Annotated in this window: 11 protein-coding genes; 7 read left to right on the top strand and 4 right to left on the bottom strand. The window is 44.6% G+C overall.

Annotated features, from left to right (window positions below):
• Positions 1-13: 13 nt before the first annotated feature.
• The gene (locus tag ABIO93_RS13885; protein ID WP_348068583.1) at positions 14-727 is read right to left on the bottom strand and encodes a hypothetical protein; all 714 of its coding nucleotides are present in this window, start codon (positions 725-727) and stop codon (positions 14-16) included.
• Positions 728-1000: 273 nt separating this feature from the next.
• On the bottom strand, positions 1001-3427 hold the full coding sequence (locus ABIO93_RS13880; RefSeq protein WP_348068581.1) for a TonB-dependent receptor: 2427 nt from the start codon (positions 3425-3427) through the stop codon (positions 1001-1003).
• 249 nt (positions 3428-3676) lie between these two features.
• On the opposite strand from ABIO93_RS13880, the gene ABIO93_RS13875 reads away from it, so the two are divergent.
• From ABIO93_RS13875 to ABIO93_RS13845, 7 genes are all read left to right on the top strand, one after another.
• A complete protein-coding gene (locus ABIO93_RS13875) occupies positions 3677-5305 on the top strand; it encodes a beta-N-acetylhexosaminidase (RefSeq protein WP_348068579.1) in 1629 nt (542 codons plus the stop codon).
• Positions 5306-5415: 110 nt separating this feature from the next.
• Complete coding sequence (locus ABIO93_RS13870) at positions 5416-5616, top strand: hypothetical protein (RefSeq protein WP_348068577.1); 201 nt, start codon at positions 5416-5418, stop codon at positions 5614-5616.
• Positions 5613-5816 carry a hypothetical protein gene (locus ABIO93_RS13865; protein WP_348068575.1) on the top strand — a complete coding sequence of 68 codons (204 nt, stop codon included), beginning with the start codon at positions 5613-5615 and terminating at the stop codon, positions 5814-5816. Before ABIO93_RS13870 ends, ABIO93_RS13865 begins: the two co-directional genes overlap by 4 nt.
• Positions 5807-6298 carry a DUF6036 family nucleotidyltransferase gene (locus ABIO93_RS13860; protein ID WP_348068573.1) on the top strand — a complete coding sequence of 164 codons (492 nt, stop codon included), beginning with the start codon at positions 5807-5809 and terminating at the stop codon, positions 6296-6298. The genes ABIO93_RS13865 and ABIO93_RS13860 overlap by 10 nt, the downstream gene beginning before the upstream one ends.
• Before the next feature lie 85 nt (positions 6299-6383).
• Positions 6384-7415 (top strand): quinone-dependent dihydroorotate dehydrogenase, encoded by a 1032-nt coding sequence (locus ABIO93_RS13855; protein ID WP_348068571.1) that lies wholly within the window; start codon positions 6384-6386, stop codon positions 7413-7415.
• Between the two features lie 48 nt (positions 7416-7463).
• Positions 7464-9965 (top strand): DNA translocase FtsK 4TM domain-containing protein, encoded by a 2502-nt coding sequence (locus ABIO93_RS13850; protein WP_348068569.1) that lies wholly within the window; start codon positions 7464-7466, stop codon positions 9963-9965.
• A gap of 137 nt (positions 9966-10102) precedes the next feature.
• The gene (locus ABIO93_RS13845; RefSeq protein WP_348068567.1) at positions 10103-10753 is read left to right on the top strand and encodes an outer membrane lipoprotein carrier protein LolA; all 651 of its coding nucleotides are present in this window, start codon (positions 10103-10105) and stop codon (positions 10751-10753) included.
• 94 nt (positions 10754-10847) lie between these two features.
• Here ABIO93_RS13845 and ABIO93_RS13840 read toward each other — a convergent pair whose 3' ends face one another.
• Both ABIO93_RS13840 and ABIO93_RS13835 read right to left on the bottom strand, forming a co-directional pair.
• On the bottom strand, positions 10848-11318 hold the full coding sequence (locus ABIO93_RS13840; RefSeq protein ID WP_348068565.1) for a PA2169 family four-helix-bundle protein: 471 nt from the start codon (positions 11316-11318) through the stop codon (positions 10848-10850).
• Between the two features lie 159 nt (positions 11319-11477).
• Positions 11478-12578, bottom strand: coding sequence for a DNA topoisomerase IB (locus ABIO93_RS13835; RefSeq protein WP_348068563.1), 1101 nt, complete (start codon positions 12576-12578; stop codon positions 11478-11480).
• Positions 12579-12660 lie beyond the last annotated feature (82 nt).

The raw sequence follows: 12660 nt of genomic DNA, 5'->3' as shown, positions 1-12660 counted from the left end.
GCCTGAATGCGGGTTATCGTTTGAATAACTCCACACTCACCGGGCCATTGATGGCAGCAGCGGATCTGATGGTAACCGGTTTTTTATCGGTACTGTTAATTTCTACCAATTTGGTTGGGTACAATACACCGTACGCAGATTTAGCATAATCTGACAAATCTGTTGTGGTTTCGACGCCGGCCTGTGTCTCTTTTTGTCGAACCAAAAGGCCTGTTTGAGCATTAAAATAAAGGTTGTACTTCATGCCTTGGCCCTGCAATTCGACCTGATTTACCTGTACACCATTCAAAGCTTCGGTGCCTACCGTGGTTGCAATGAGTTGTCTGTTTTTGTAATCAATAAAAGGTACCAGTCCGCTGTAAATTTCCATGCGCATATTTTGCTGCTCGGCCTGGCTCAGGTCTTTTACGTCCATTTTTTGTCCGATCGGCACTTTCAGCCAGCCCTGGTTACCTTTTACGGTATACACAAAGCTGCGTTTCATGATCGTCTTCGTTTTGGATATGGATTGATCTGGAATGGAAACTGTAACGTTGGCGTCATAAGGAGCTGCGGATGCTGCCGTATAGCTCCTTTTCAGGTTATAGGATTTGATACCGTCCCAGAGTGCTTTGCCTCCTGTAGCCTGATAATACTTGGCGAAAATAGAGTCTGCGGGCAGTTTCTGGGCAGTTGATGCAACAGAAACCAGCAGTAGCAATGTTAAAATTTTCAATGATGTTTTCATGTCAATGTTTTTTTATTGTGTTAAAACCTGTGCTCCAATTTATATGACGAACTTTTGTTCATCCTGGATTAGATCATTAAACAGGTTCAGGGTTTAATTAAGCAAAATTAATCGACTACTGCTATTCACGCTGATTGCAAAAACCATTCCACCCAAGGCCAGTTACGTATATTCAATCCATTTGATTGGAATAATAGTTTCCAGAACCGTCTCAAAAATAAAAAAGGAAGAGTATCTAATACCCTTCCTTTTTTTGTAACCGCCTGATATTGACTATGCATCGTCTCCGCTAGCAGTGATTTTGCCGAACCTGTATTGGAATGTAAGGTTCACAAGACGGTTGGTCTGTTGCCAGAGTGAATTTTGAGAATAAGTCGCTGTGTTCAGCTGGCTTTTGTATGCTCTGGACAAAAATATGTCCTGCACATTGAATGAAATTGTAGCCTTTTTTTCCAGCAAATCCTTTCTGATACCCATATTGGCGATAAAAACACCTTCACGGGTACCCTGCGCAATGGCACGCGGGCCTTCGTAGTTCACATAAGCGGAGGCGCGGAAGTCCAGAGGCAATGTGATAAATGCATTCAGGTTACCGGAGTAGCTCCACGTGCGGTTATCAATCTGCGCGATTTGTGACACTACTTCGCTGCGGAAAACACGGCCGCTTCCATTAATTTTCAATATTTCGCCGATTTTCTGGGAGAAATCAGTTTCGAATCCGTAAGATAATTCGCGGCCCACATTGTCGAAACGAGTAAGCGAAATACCGCTTTCATCGATCGTCCTGATCTGGGTAATCGCGTTGTTGGAGTAGTCCATGAACAACGAAGGCCCGAAGCCGCCGGCAGCCTCATAACTGGAATAACCCATTTCGGCTTTGTGTGTAAACTCAGGTTTCAGGTTAGGATTCCCCGATTTTACGTTGCGCGGGTCAGAAACATCCGTGTAGGGATTGAGCCAGTCAGCCTCGGGACGCTGAACGCGGCGGCTGTAATTCAATTTCAGCTGCGACGATTCACCCAATTTTCTGGTCAATGCCAAAGAAGGTACCAACGTCAGAAAGTGCACGTTGAACTCACGGTTCACACTGATCTGGTTGATTTCCTGATTATAATCTGTTACTCGCAAACCGGCGCGCATGCCCCACAGATCGGTTTTTTGAGAAAATGTCATAAACCCGGTGTAGGTAGCATCCTTGTACCCGAATATGTTACTGATGTTGGGATCAAATAAATATCCGCCCGTTTCCTTGCTCATCGTGTAGAAGGCATTGGTGTTGTCATTGGAGCTGCTCCGTGATCGCAAACCGACTTCCAATGTGGATTTTGGTGTAATTGGCCAGGTATAGTCGGTATTCAGGAAGAGTGATCTGCGTTTGTTGTCTCTTAAATTTTGCTGATTTCTCACCAAACTATCAACGACACTTTCCTGTGAAAGGTATGATTCCCCGTCAGACGAGCCGAGGGAATAACTGCTCGTGAAATTGAGCTGATGGTCTTTTTCGGCGAACTTCTTCCGGTAATCGAAACTGAAATTCATGTTGTTGCCGTTATTGTCGCCAATATTGAGTCGGCGGAACCTTTCAGAAACAGTACCGGGTGTTACGCTCGTTTCGTTGAGAATGCTGCTGTTATTTTTGTTTTCATCCAATGAATAATTCACCCCGACTTCCACCGAGTTCTTATCATTGAAATCGTAATTCATTCCCAAGCGGCCAAATGCATTCCTGCCTTTGTTGCCACCTGTTCCTGATTGTTCCAGATGTGATGTGTTTTCCGAAATAAAATTGTCACGGCTCAGGTTTCTTTTCCAGGTCATTTCCCTGTTCTGACCACTTAATGAGGCATTGAGGCCGAACTTACCGGCTTTATAACTGATATTACCCGATAGGTTATGGTTGTTTTTGTTGCCCAAAGTCAGCCTCGCTCCACCATTCGTTCCGCGGATCTTCGCCTTTTTAGTAATAATATCAATCACACCAGATGCACCTTCGCCCTCGTATTTCGCGGAAGGTGTGGTCATGACATCAATACGTTCGATCAGATTAGCAGGAAATGATTGCAAAATGGTCGGGAGGTCGCTGCCGTATAAATTGGAAGGTTTGCCATCGATCAAAACGACGACATTACCTTTTCCACGAACCTGGGGATTGCCATTTTCATCGAGCGATACAGAAGGCACTTTTTCCAGCAGGTCACTTACATTGTTACTGGTTGCCAGCATATCCTTTCCAATGTTGATCATCTTTTTATCAATATCATCCACGATCATGCTTTTTTCTCCCCTCACGATCACTTCGTTAAGCTTTTTAGCTTCGGGGAGTATTGTAATATTTCCAAGATCCAGCAGATTTGCTTCGGCGGATACATTAACATTTGGAACAAAAAGGTTTTGATAACCCATATTGGTAACGCGAAGGATATATTTCCCCGGTGTAACATTAGCAATGGTAAAGACACCATTTTCGTCTGCAACTGCGCCACTGGTAAGGGCTGAATCCTTAACCATCAGTAATGCTACGGTAGCAAAGCTCACGCCAGTGTTTCCGGGAGATTCGACGATTTTGCCTACTAATTTCCCGCCGTCAACGTACCCGGTCTTGGAGCCGATTGCAGGAATTGAAGTGGCAGGGAGTGAAGCAAAAGAAGTGTTAGTGAGTAAAATTAACGCGATAAAATAAAGAAAAGGGGTTCTTTTCACAGGTATAGGTTTTAGATTTTTATTAGGAGTTAAGTTATTAATTCAGTCATGCGGGGCACCCAGGTATGACAAAACCTTGCCATTTAAAATTTGGTATGATATCGTTACCGGGCATCTTTTCAACGGCCTTTTCTTTCAAATAATTACATAAAATTATAAAAAAATTGAGAATGGTAGTATTTTAAAAGCTAACAAACTTAATTTTGCGCGTTCTTAAATAATTTTAATAAGTCATACCTTTTCAACTGGATGAAACATTTTCTGTTCACATTTTTTTGCCTGGGACTACTTCACGTAGCCTCGGCGCAACCCAATATCATTCCCAAACCGTCGCAGATTCTGTTGGCAAAAGGAGAATGGACGATGAAAGCGAAAACGAAAATCGGCGCCCCGGAAGATGCAAAATGGTCACAGGTAGCCAGTATGCTGGCTTCGCAGCTGAGCAAAGCGACTGGAATGGACATCAAAACCGCGAAAGGAAAAGGCGACATTACATTAGCCATTTCTTCGGATGCAAGTCTCGGTGAAGAAGGTTACAGGCTGTTGTCCACGCCAAAAGGTGTCACTATTCAGGCGCAAACTGCAAAAGGGGCATTCTATGGCGTGCAGACTTTGTTGCAAATGCTACCTGCTGAGGCATTTAGCCCGGTAGCGGTTCCTGGCGTAAAATGGACTGTGCCTTTGGCTACGATCAAAGATGTTCCCCGCTATGCCTACCGTGGGCTCATGCTGGATGTAGGCCGACATTTTATGCCTATCGAATTTGTTAAAAAGTACATTGACCTGATTGCATTGCACAAGCAAAATCAGTTTCACTGGCATTTGACTGAGGATCAGGGATGGAGGATTGAAATTAAGAAATACCCGGAACTGACCACTATCGGATCGAAACGCAGTGAAACGATGAAGGGGCATTACTCGGATCAGAAGTATGACGGCACTCCTTACGAAGGTTTTTATACTCAGGAGCAAATCAAGGAGGTGCTTAAATATGCAGAAGACCGTTTTGTGAATGTGATCCCTGAAATTGAATTGCCCGGCCATGCTTTGGCTGCGCTGGCTGCATATCCGCAGCTGGGAAACAATCCTGACAAGATTTATCAAGTGGGGACGAAATGGGGCGTTTATGATGATGTGTTCATGCCTCGTGAAGAGACACTGCAGTTTCTGGAAAGCGTACTTTCAGAAGTAATCGAGCTTTTCCCAAGCAAATACATTCATATCGGCGGCGACGAGTGCCCTAAAACGCAATGGAAAGAAAGCCGTTTCGCCCAGGACCTGATCAAGAAGGAAAACCTGAAAGACGAGCACGGATTGCAGAGCTACGTGATCAAGCGCATTGACAAATTTATTACTTCCAAAGGCCGCCGGATGATCGGCTGGGACGAAATCCTGGAAGGCGGGCTGTCACCTAATGCTACCGTCATGAGCTGGCGCGGCACGGAAGGCGGCATCGCGGCTGCAAAAGAAGGTCATGACGTCATTATGACCCCGAATAATTTTGTATATCTGGATCACTATCAGGCGGATGCTAAAACCCAACCGATCGCAATCGGCGGATTCACTGATCTGGCGGAGTCATATTCTTACGATCCGACACCCAAAGAATTATCAGCAGAGGAAGCAAAACACATTTTGGGCGTACAGGGGAATGTTTGGACAGAATACATGAAAACGCCAGCCTATGTGGAATATATGGTGTGGCCGCGTGCCATTGCCTTGTCAGAAGTAGGCTGGACCCCGAAAGAGTCCAAAAATTTTGAAGATTTCAGTAAACGTCTTGAAACGCATAAAAAACGCCTCGATTACCTGGGAGTTAATTATTTTGGCGCTCCGATCAATAGCAAATTCGAGTACGTGTGGCCTGCGAAGAAGTAGGGTTAGCATTTGTATTTAGTAAAAAAGGTATCCTGCCGGGTGGGATACCTTTTTTGTTATAGGAATAAATGTTGCGATATTTACTTGAAACTATTACACTGAAAAAGACCATGAATGTTCAATTCGTAACAAACTCAAAGGGAAAGGTTATTGCAATTCAACTGCCATTGAAAGATTGGAAAGAGGTTGAACAGAAGTTAGAGGCTTTTAATATTTCTGAAAGTGTTAAAACGGGTTATAAGGAGATTCAACAAATCGAAAATGGACAGCTGAAAGCAAAATCACTTGAACAGTTTTTGAATGAACTATGAAAAGCAACAAGGTAATAACCATTTTTAAAGATCTAAATGATCCTTACATCCAATCAATGCTTGATGGGGCAAAGGAAAGTCCTGCGGAAAGAAGTATTAAATTTTTCCAACAATGGCGAGAGATGGGTTACTTCTTGGGCAGGATCCAGCCTACTGACGGAGAGCGCAAAATTACAATTCGCAAGGCTGAATGGATTTAGAGAATAGTGATTTCCTGAATTTTACCAGATGTGCACAGCAGCACAATCTGGAATACATGGTTGTAGGAGGTTTTGCCTTATATCTGAATGGATTAAATAGAGCTACAAATGATATTGATATCTGGATCAACCCAACACAGGCAAACGGGCTACGGTTGGTCGAAGTGTTTCGAAGTATGGATCTGGATGAAAGCGAGCTAGCTAAACTAGAACAATTGGATTTTACACAACCTCAGATCTTTGGTTTTGCCGGACAAATAGATATCCTAACCAGAATTCATAGACGATTCGAGTTCCAGGAAGTTTTTCAAAGATCCAGAACATTTGAGAATACAGAAGGTACTACCATTCATTTTTTGCATTTGAACGACCTTCGGGAAATTAAAATTCTGGCACGGCGCCCGCAGGATGTCAGAGATGTTATCATGATTGACGATTTTATCAAGGAGCAGGAAAATCTGGATGATGAGGGCAAGGCTTGACTTATTGATTTACATAATTTTTGACAAAAAAATAAAAATCCCCCTCTCCGCCAACCCTTCCTCTTAAACATTATATTTTTGCAGGATGTATAAAATTCTCATTTCCCCTATACTTTTCCTGTTTGATGCTGAGCGAATCCATTACTTCGTCTGCGAGGTGCTGCATATCGCATTCAAAATTCCTTTTGTGCCTGAAATGCTGAGGTCAATGTACACTTTTGAGCATCCGGACCTGGTTCAGGAAGTGGCTGGGTTGCGTTTTCGTAATCCTGTCGGATTAGCCGCAGGATTTGATAAGAATGCAGAAATGGTGGATCAGCTGGAAGCATTGGGATTTGGCTTCATTGAAATTGGTACGGTTACCCCCCGACCTCAGCCGGGAAATGATAAACCCAGGTTGTTTCGTCTGAAAAAGGATCAGGCATTGATCAACCGCATGGGGTTCAATAATAAAGGAGCTACTGTGGCGGCTGCAAAATTGAAACAACGGAAATCTAAAATATTGGTAGGCGGGAATATCGGCAAGAATAAAGACACGCCCAATGATCAGGCACTGAGCGACTACCTGATCTGTTTCCGCGAATTGTTTGATGCTGTGGATTATTTTGTAGTCAATGTAAGCTCCCCCAATACGCCCGGATTGCGTGATTTGCAGGAAAAAGAGCCGCTCACCGCATTGCTTCGTGAACTGCAGACAAAGAATAAGGAAAAATTTAATCCAAAACCTATATTTTTAAAAATTGCCCCTGATCTGACATTCAGCCAGCTGGATGATATTATTGACATTGTAAAACAAACAGGGATCGCAGGCGTTATCGCAACAAATACGACCATTAGCCGCGAAAAACTCCGCACCAGTAAGAAGGAAGTTGAAGAAATAGGAGCAGGCGGACTGAGCGGTGCGCCGCTCGCACAGCGGTCGACTGAAGTAATTCGTTACCTTTGCGACCGGTCAAACAACGCATTTCCGGTGATTGGCGTCGGTGGAATTGCCTCGCCGGCGGAAGCCTTGGAAAAGAGAAAAGCCGGGGCCGGATTGATACAATTGTACACCGGTTTCATCTATGAAGGGCCTGGCCTGGTGAAAAAAATCTGTAAAGCAATGGTTAACCAATAAGAGTACCAGAGGCAAAATACCACTTCACGCATCCCAGAATTGAAATAAATGTCAGTAAATAAGCCAAGAGAAAACACACAACGCCAGAAAGCAGACGAAGCAAGCGGTTCCCGTTTTCGTGTTTCTCTGGACTGGGAGCATCTATTTACAAGTCCGAAAAATACTTTGGCGTGGGGGAGTTTCTTCATTTTGCTGGGTGTCATTCTGGAAATATCTTTCCTATCATACATTATCACCGGCCTGTCCGATCAAAGCGTGCTCGACGGGCTTGGGCAGGAGTCTATTCGTGACGCAGGTCGCCAGACCCGTAACTTTTTCGGTGTGCTCGGTGCCGTAGTCTCTCATTTTTTCGTGTACCGCTGGTTTGGTGTCGGAGCATTACTGGTTCCGCTGGTACCATTCGTCGCTGGCTGGAAAATCGCATTCGGGAAAGAACTTCTGCCGCTGACACGCACGACCAAGGAAATTATCTTTTTCACACTTTGGGTGAGTATTTTAATGGGTTATGTCGTGTTGATGAGCAACACGGAGAACACGTTGAGCTTTGTCTCAGGCGGGATTGGCTACATGGTCAATATTGCCTTGTTTGACTGGCTGAAATGGGGTAGCATTATCCCCATTATTTTCGCATTGTTTGTGTTCGCGGTATTCTTTTATGATGCCAAATCTGCTTACGAAGCCTGGCAGCTGAAACACGCTCGACCTGAACCGGACACTGAGCCACTTGTGGCAGGAGAGGAAAAGATATCAGTTCCTGAAAGTAAATATGTGTCCGTTGTTGATGATACTTATGATGATGAATTCACGGCCGTAGATGAGCCTTTGGTTGAGAAGGAGGTCATTTTAGAAAAAAATATTACCGCCCAACCAGTCCAAATCGTCACAGAACTGCCAGTCGCACCTGTTATTCCGGTCACGCCTGCTGCACCTGTGCCATTAAAGCTTGAACTGGAAGTAGAAGATGTAGCACCTGTAACCGGGCAGGTAGCGGAAGAAGATGAGGACATCAATGCATCTGTTTTAAGGGAATTTGGTCAATATGATCCAATGCTGGATCTGCCCTCCTATCAATTCCCAAACATTGGATTGCTGAATGAAGTTTTTGAAAATCAGCATGAAAAAGTAAGTCAGGAAGAACTCGAAAGCAACAAAACCAAGATCGTTGACACCCTGGGTAGCTACGGTATCAACATTTCAAAGATCAAAGCCACCATCGGGCCTACGGTTACGCTTTATGAGATCATCCCGGAAGCAGGTGTCAGGATTTCAAAAATCAAAAACCTGGAAGGGGACATTGCGCTGAGCCTTGCCGCACTTGGGATACGGATCATTGCTCCTATGCCGGGCCGCGGTACCATTGGTATCGAGGTTCCCAATAAGAACAGGGAAACGGTCTTTATCCGCTCGGTATTGGCGAGCGAAAAGTTTCAGAAAGCGAACTATGATCTTCCGATCGTGCTTGGTAAGACCATTTCCAACGACATTCACATTGTCGATCTGGCCAAAATGCCCCACTTGCTTATGGCGGGTGCTACCGGGCAGGGAAAGTCAGTCGGGCTGAATGTGATCCTGGCTTCGCTGATCTATAAGAAGCATCCTGCCGAGCTGAAATTTGTACTCGTCGATCCGAAAAAGGTGGAATTGACGCTTTTCAACAAACTCGAAAGACATTTCCTCGCCAAGCTTCCTAATGCCGAAGAAGCGATTATTACAGATACTAAAAAGGTGATTTTTACATTGAATTCATTGTGTATTGAAATGGATTCGCGGTACGATCTGCTGAAAGAAGCATCGGTTAGGAACCTGAAAGAATACAATGCCAAGTTCGCACAGAGAAGGCTGAATCCTGAAAAAGGACACCGCTTTTTACCCTATATAGTCCTGGTAATCGATGAGTTAGCAGATTTGATGATGACAGCGGGCAAAGAAGTGGAAACACCTATTGCCCGTCTCGCACAGCTTGCCCGGGCCGTCGGAATTCACCTGGTAGTAGCCACGCAACGACCTTCCGTTAAGGTGATTACCGGTCTGATCAAGGCCAACTTCCCGGCGCGTTTGTCATTCCGGGTAACTTCCAGTATCGATTCACGCACGATCCTTGATATGGGTGGGGCTGAGCAGCTGGTAGGGCAGGGAGACATGCTTTTGGCGATCAATTCCGAAGTGATCCGTCTGCAATGCCCATTCATCGATACAAGAGAAATTGAGGATGTTTGCGAGTTTATCGGCGCCCAGCGCGGATACGATGATGCTTATGCGCTCCCTGAGTATGAAGGTGAAGACGCAGCGGAGGGGAAAAGTGACCTCAATCCGGAGGATTTTGACGGATTATTACCAGACGCCGCCCGACTAGTAGTGACGCACCAACAAGGTAGTACTTCATTAATCCAGCGTAAAATGAAACTAGGCTACAACCGCGCAGGCCGTATCATGGACCAGCTGGAACTCCTTGGTGTAGTAGGACCATTTACCGGAAGTAAAGCCCGGGACGTTATGTTCCACGATCTCAGCGGGCTCGAAGAACACCTTCGCGTAATGGGCGTTAGTTAACCATTCATCTCACATTGATTGCTTCACAGTTTTCTTTCCTGACTATTATTAAACCTTCATTGTACGTGCTGGTCTAAATTTTGTTATATATCAATACACTCCGTTTTTAAATAACTCACAGAATTAAAATGTTAAATATGGAAAATTTAAAAATAAGTAAGCATTGGTTTTTGGTAGCAGCAATGTCACTTTTTACAGTTTTGAATGCGAATGCGCAGGGTGACAAAAAGTCGTCGGCTATACTGGAAGCAATGAGTAATAAATACCAGAAGATCAAATCCTTTAAAGCGTTGTTTACGTACCTGCCTGACGGCGGCAAACCGCTCAAAGGTGAGGCTACTGTGAAAGGGACGAAGTTTCGGTTGAAATTGGCTGGACAGGAGATTTTTAATGATGGTAAACTGATGGCTACTTACATTAAAGAGACCAACGAGGTAAATCTTCAGGACTTTGACCCGACTGCAACCGGCGACCTCGATCCTACGAAGATCTACTCCGCCTATAAGAAAGGATTTAAGTATACCTTTTTGAAAGAAAGAAAAGAGGGTAGTAAATCGCTCGAAGTAGTTGAACTGACCCCAACAGGTAAAAACAGCCAGGTTACCAAAGTACAGATCGAAGTGAACAAAGCTGACAAATCGATCAACAGCTGGAAAATTTTCCAGAAAAACGGTCAGGAAGTGACTTATAAAGTAGACCAGTTCCAGCCGGATGTGAATGTGGCTGATAGTTTTTTTGCATTTAATTCCAAACAATATCCCGGTGTAGAGGTAGTGGACCTGAGATAACATTTAAATCGATTCCATAAAAAAGAGGTGAAACCGGTCAGGTCTCACCTCTTTTACATTCATAGCATCTGTTCTTGCTTGTATGAGCGAGTGATTAGCTATTCACCGCCTGATGCAAGTCACGGTATTTCTTAATCAAATTGTGCGATTCCAGTAACTCTGCTTTCTGGTTGGCGATGATCTGGCGAATGTTTACCGGCAGATCTACATCAGTCGCTAATGCATCGTCATAGGCTTCTTGGGCGGCGTCCTCGCCATACTCGCAGCTTTCCAGTGCCGAAGTTCTGTCATGGCCAGTGAATGTAGCTTTAATGTCCATCCACACGCGGTAAATCTTACCCGAACCAGTAGTTCCAGTTGCCACGTCTCCGCCTAGCGTTCTTACTTCTGCACTTAACTCATTTATATTTTCACGGCTTTCGTTGGCCATTTTTTGAAAAATTCCTTTCAGGTCAATATCGAGATCTTCTACTTCACTGATTGCTTTTTCATAGCCATCGATACGATCATTATTAATTTTGATCAGGTCGTTAAGGACCTCTACAAGATTTTCATTGGTTTCCATAGCACTGTAATTTTAAGTTTGTGATCAATTTTGTTTTCCTTTTGAAGCCATCCTAAAAATGCTGTGCCATTGTCTATTCGGCCTTTTTGGTAAATTAAGGCATTCAAGAAGCAACGTATATGTAGGAGTTTTTGCACGATATATCCAAGTATCGGCAATTTAAACCTGATGAGCGAGCAATGATTTAACGTGCTGCTCACTGTCGGAGAAATGCTTCTGCCCATCAACGGATTTGCTGAGATACCGCTGTATCTTTCCATTTTCATAGGCACGAAAAACCGCCGGGTGAACGTAATATTTTTTACAAACTGTTCGCGTGTTTCCCAAATGCGCGGCTACTACATCCAGGCAGGAATTGACAGTCCGGGTGTACTGGCGCTGGGTTTCATATTTTTGCTGTTCAATCAGATATTCAAAAGCAGTCACTGTGCCCATCCAGGTCCGGAAATCCTTGGCTGAGAAATTGGCCCCCGTATGCTGCCGGATATAATCATTGACCTGGGCCGCATTCAGCGAACATTTAGATCCGGTTTCAGTGGTATACTGAAAAAGACGTTTGCCGGGCATTTCCTTGTAATGTTTCACCAATCGGGCAAGCTGCGTATCCCGCAATGTAATGTCCTGCTTAATACCCTTTTTCCCGGTAAACATAAACCTGATCTTACTGCCTGTAACCGTAGCGCTACGCGCATCAAGCGTGGTAATGCCCGACGAGCCATGCTTTACCTTATAGCGCTGGTTCCCGACACGAATGCAGGTTTTGTCCATTAGCTTGATGACTAGTGCAATTGATTTATTTAAGTCGAAATCCCGCTTTCTGAGATCATGTTCCACCTGCTCGCGTAGCTGTGGAAGTGCTTCTGAAAACGTCAGCAACCGGTAGTATTTGGTCTGGTTGCGGATCAGATTCCAGTGCGGATGATAGCGGTACTGTTTGCGCCCCGCCTCGTCGACGCCCGTTGCCTGAAGGTGAGCTTCCGGGTCGTTGCTGATCCAAACCTCTTTCCATGCAGGAGGCAGTACTAGCGATTTAATCCTACCCAGAGCAGCCTTATCGTTCGTGCGATTGCCTTTTTGATCTGTATAATAAAAACGGGGCCCTTTGCCTTTGCGAAAAAAGCCCGGCGCCTCACCTGAACGAATGTAATGGAGGCCCGCCGCCGCGGCGGTCAGGGCAGGATCTTTACGAAGTTTTTTGAATTGTCTTGCAGAGATAACAGGTGCGTCTGTTAATGTTCCAACTGCTGCGGCTACCGACATGTGTGGTTAATGTTAAACTGTGTGATGACAGTAATACCAAAGTAATACCAGTTTAAAAAAGTAAGTCAAGGGCCAATAAAAA

It is taken from the genome of Dyadobacter sp., from assembly GCF_039919315.1.
Classification (GTDB): domain Bacteria; phylum Bacteroidota; class Bacteroidia; order Cytophagales; family Spirosomataceae; genus Dyadobacter.
This window is presented reverse-complemented; position numbering and strand designations above follow the sequence as displayed.

What these genes read in the sequence shown, in the direction of transcription:
- ABIO93_RS13875 (WP_348068579.1), top strand. Translation starts at nt 3,677, where the DNA reads ATGAAACATTTTCTGTTCACATTTTTTTGCCTGGGACTACTTCACGTA.
- ABIO93_RS13885 (WP_348068583.1), bottom strand. Translation starts at nt 727, where the DNA reads ATGAAAACATCATTGAAAATTTTAACATTGCTACTGCTGGTTTCTGTT.
- ABIO93_RS13845 (WP_348068567.1), top strand. Translation starts at nt 10,103, where the DNA reads ATGGAAAATTTAAAAATAAGTAAGCATTGGTTTTTGGTAGCAGCAATG.
- ABIO93_RS13865 (WP_348068575.1), top strand. Translation starts at nt 5,613, where the DNA reads ATGAAAAGCAACAAGGTAATAACCATTTTTAAAGATCTAAATGATCCT.
- ABIO93_RS13860 (WP_348068573.1), top strand. Translation starts at nt 5,807, where the DNA reads ATGGATTTAGAGAATAGTGATTTCCTGAATTTTACCAGATGTGCACAG.
- ABIO93_RS13870 (WP_348068577.1), top strand. Translation starts at nt 5,416, where the DNA reads ATGAATGTTCAATTCGTAACAAACTCAAAGGGAAAGGTTATTGCAATT.
- ABIO93_RS13855 (WP_348068571.1), top strand. Translation starts at nt 6,384, where the DNA reads ATGTATAAAATTCTCATTTCCCCTATACTTTTCCTGTTTGATGCTGAG.
- ABIO93_RS13835 (WP_348068563.1), bottom strand. Translation starts at nt 12,578, where the DNA reads ATGTCGGTAGCCGCAGCAGTTGGAACATTAACAGACGCACCTGTTATC.
- ABIO93_RS13840 (WP_348068565.1), bottom strand. Translation starts at nt 11,318, where the DNA reads ATGGAAACCAATGAAAATCTTGTAGAGGTCCTTAACGACCTGATCAAA.
- ABIO93_RS13850 (WP_348068569.1), top strand. Translation starts at nt 7,464, where the DNA reads ATGTCAGTAAATAAGCCAAGAGAAAACACACAACGCCAGAAAGCAGAC.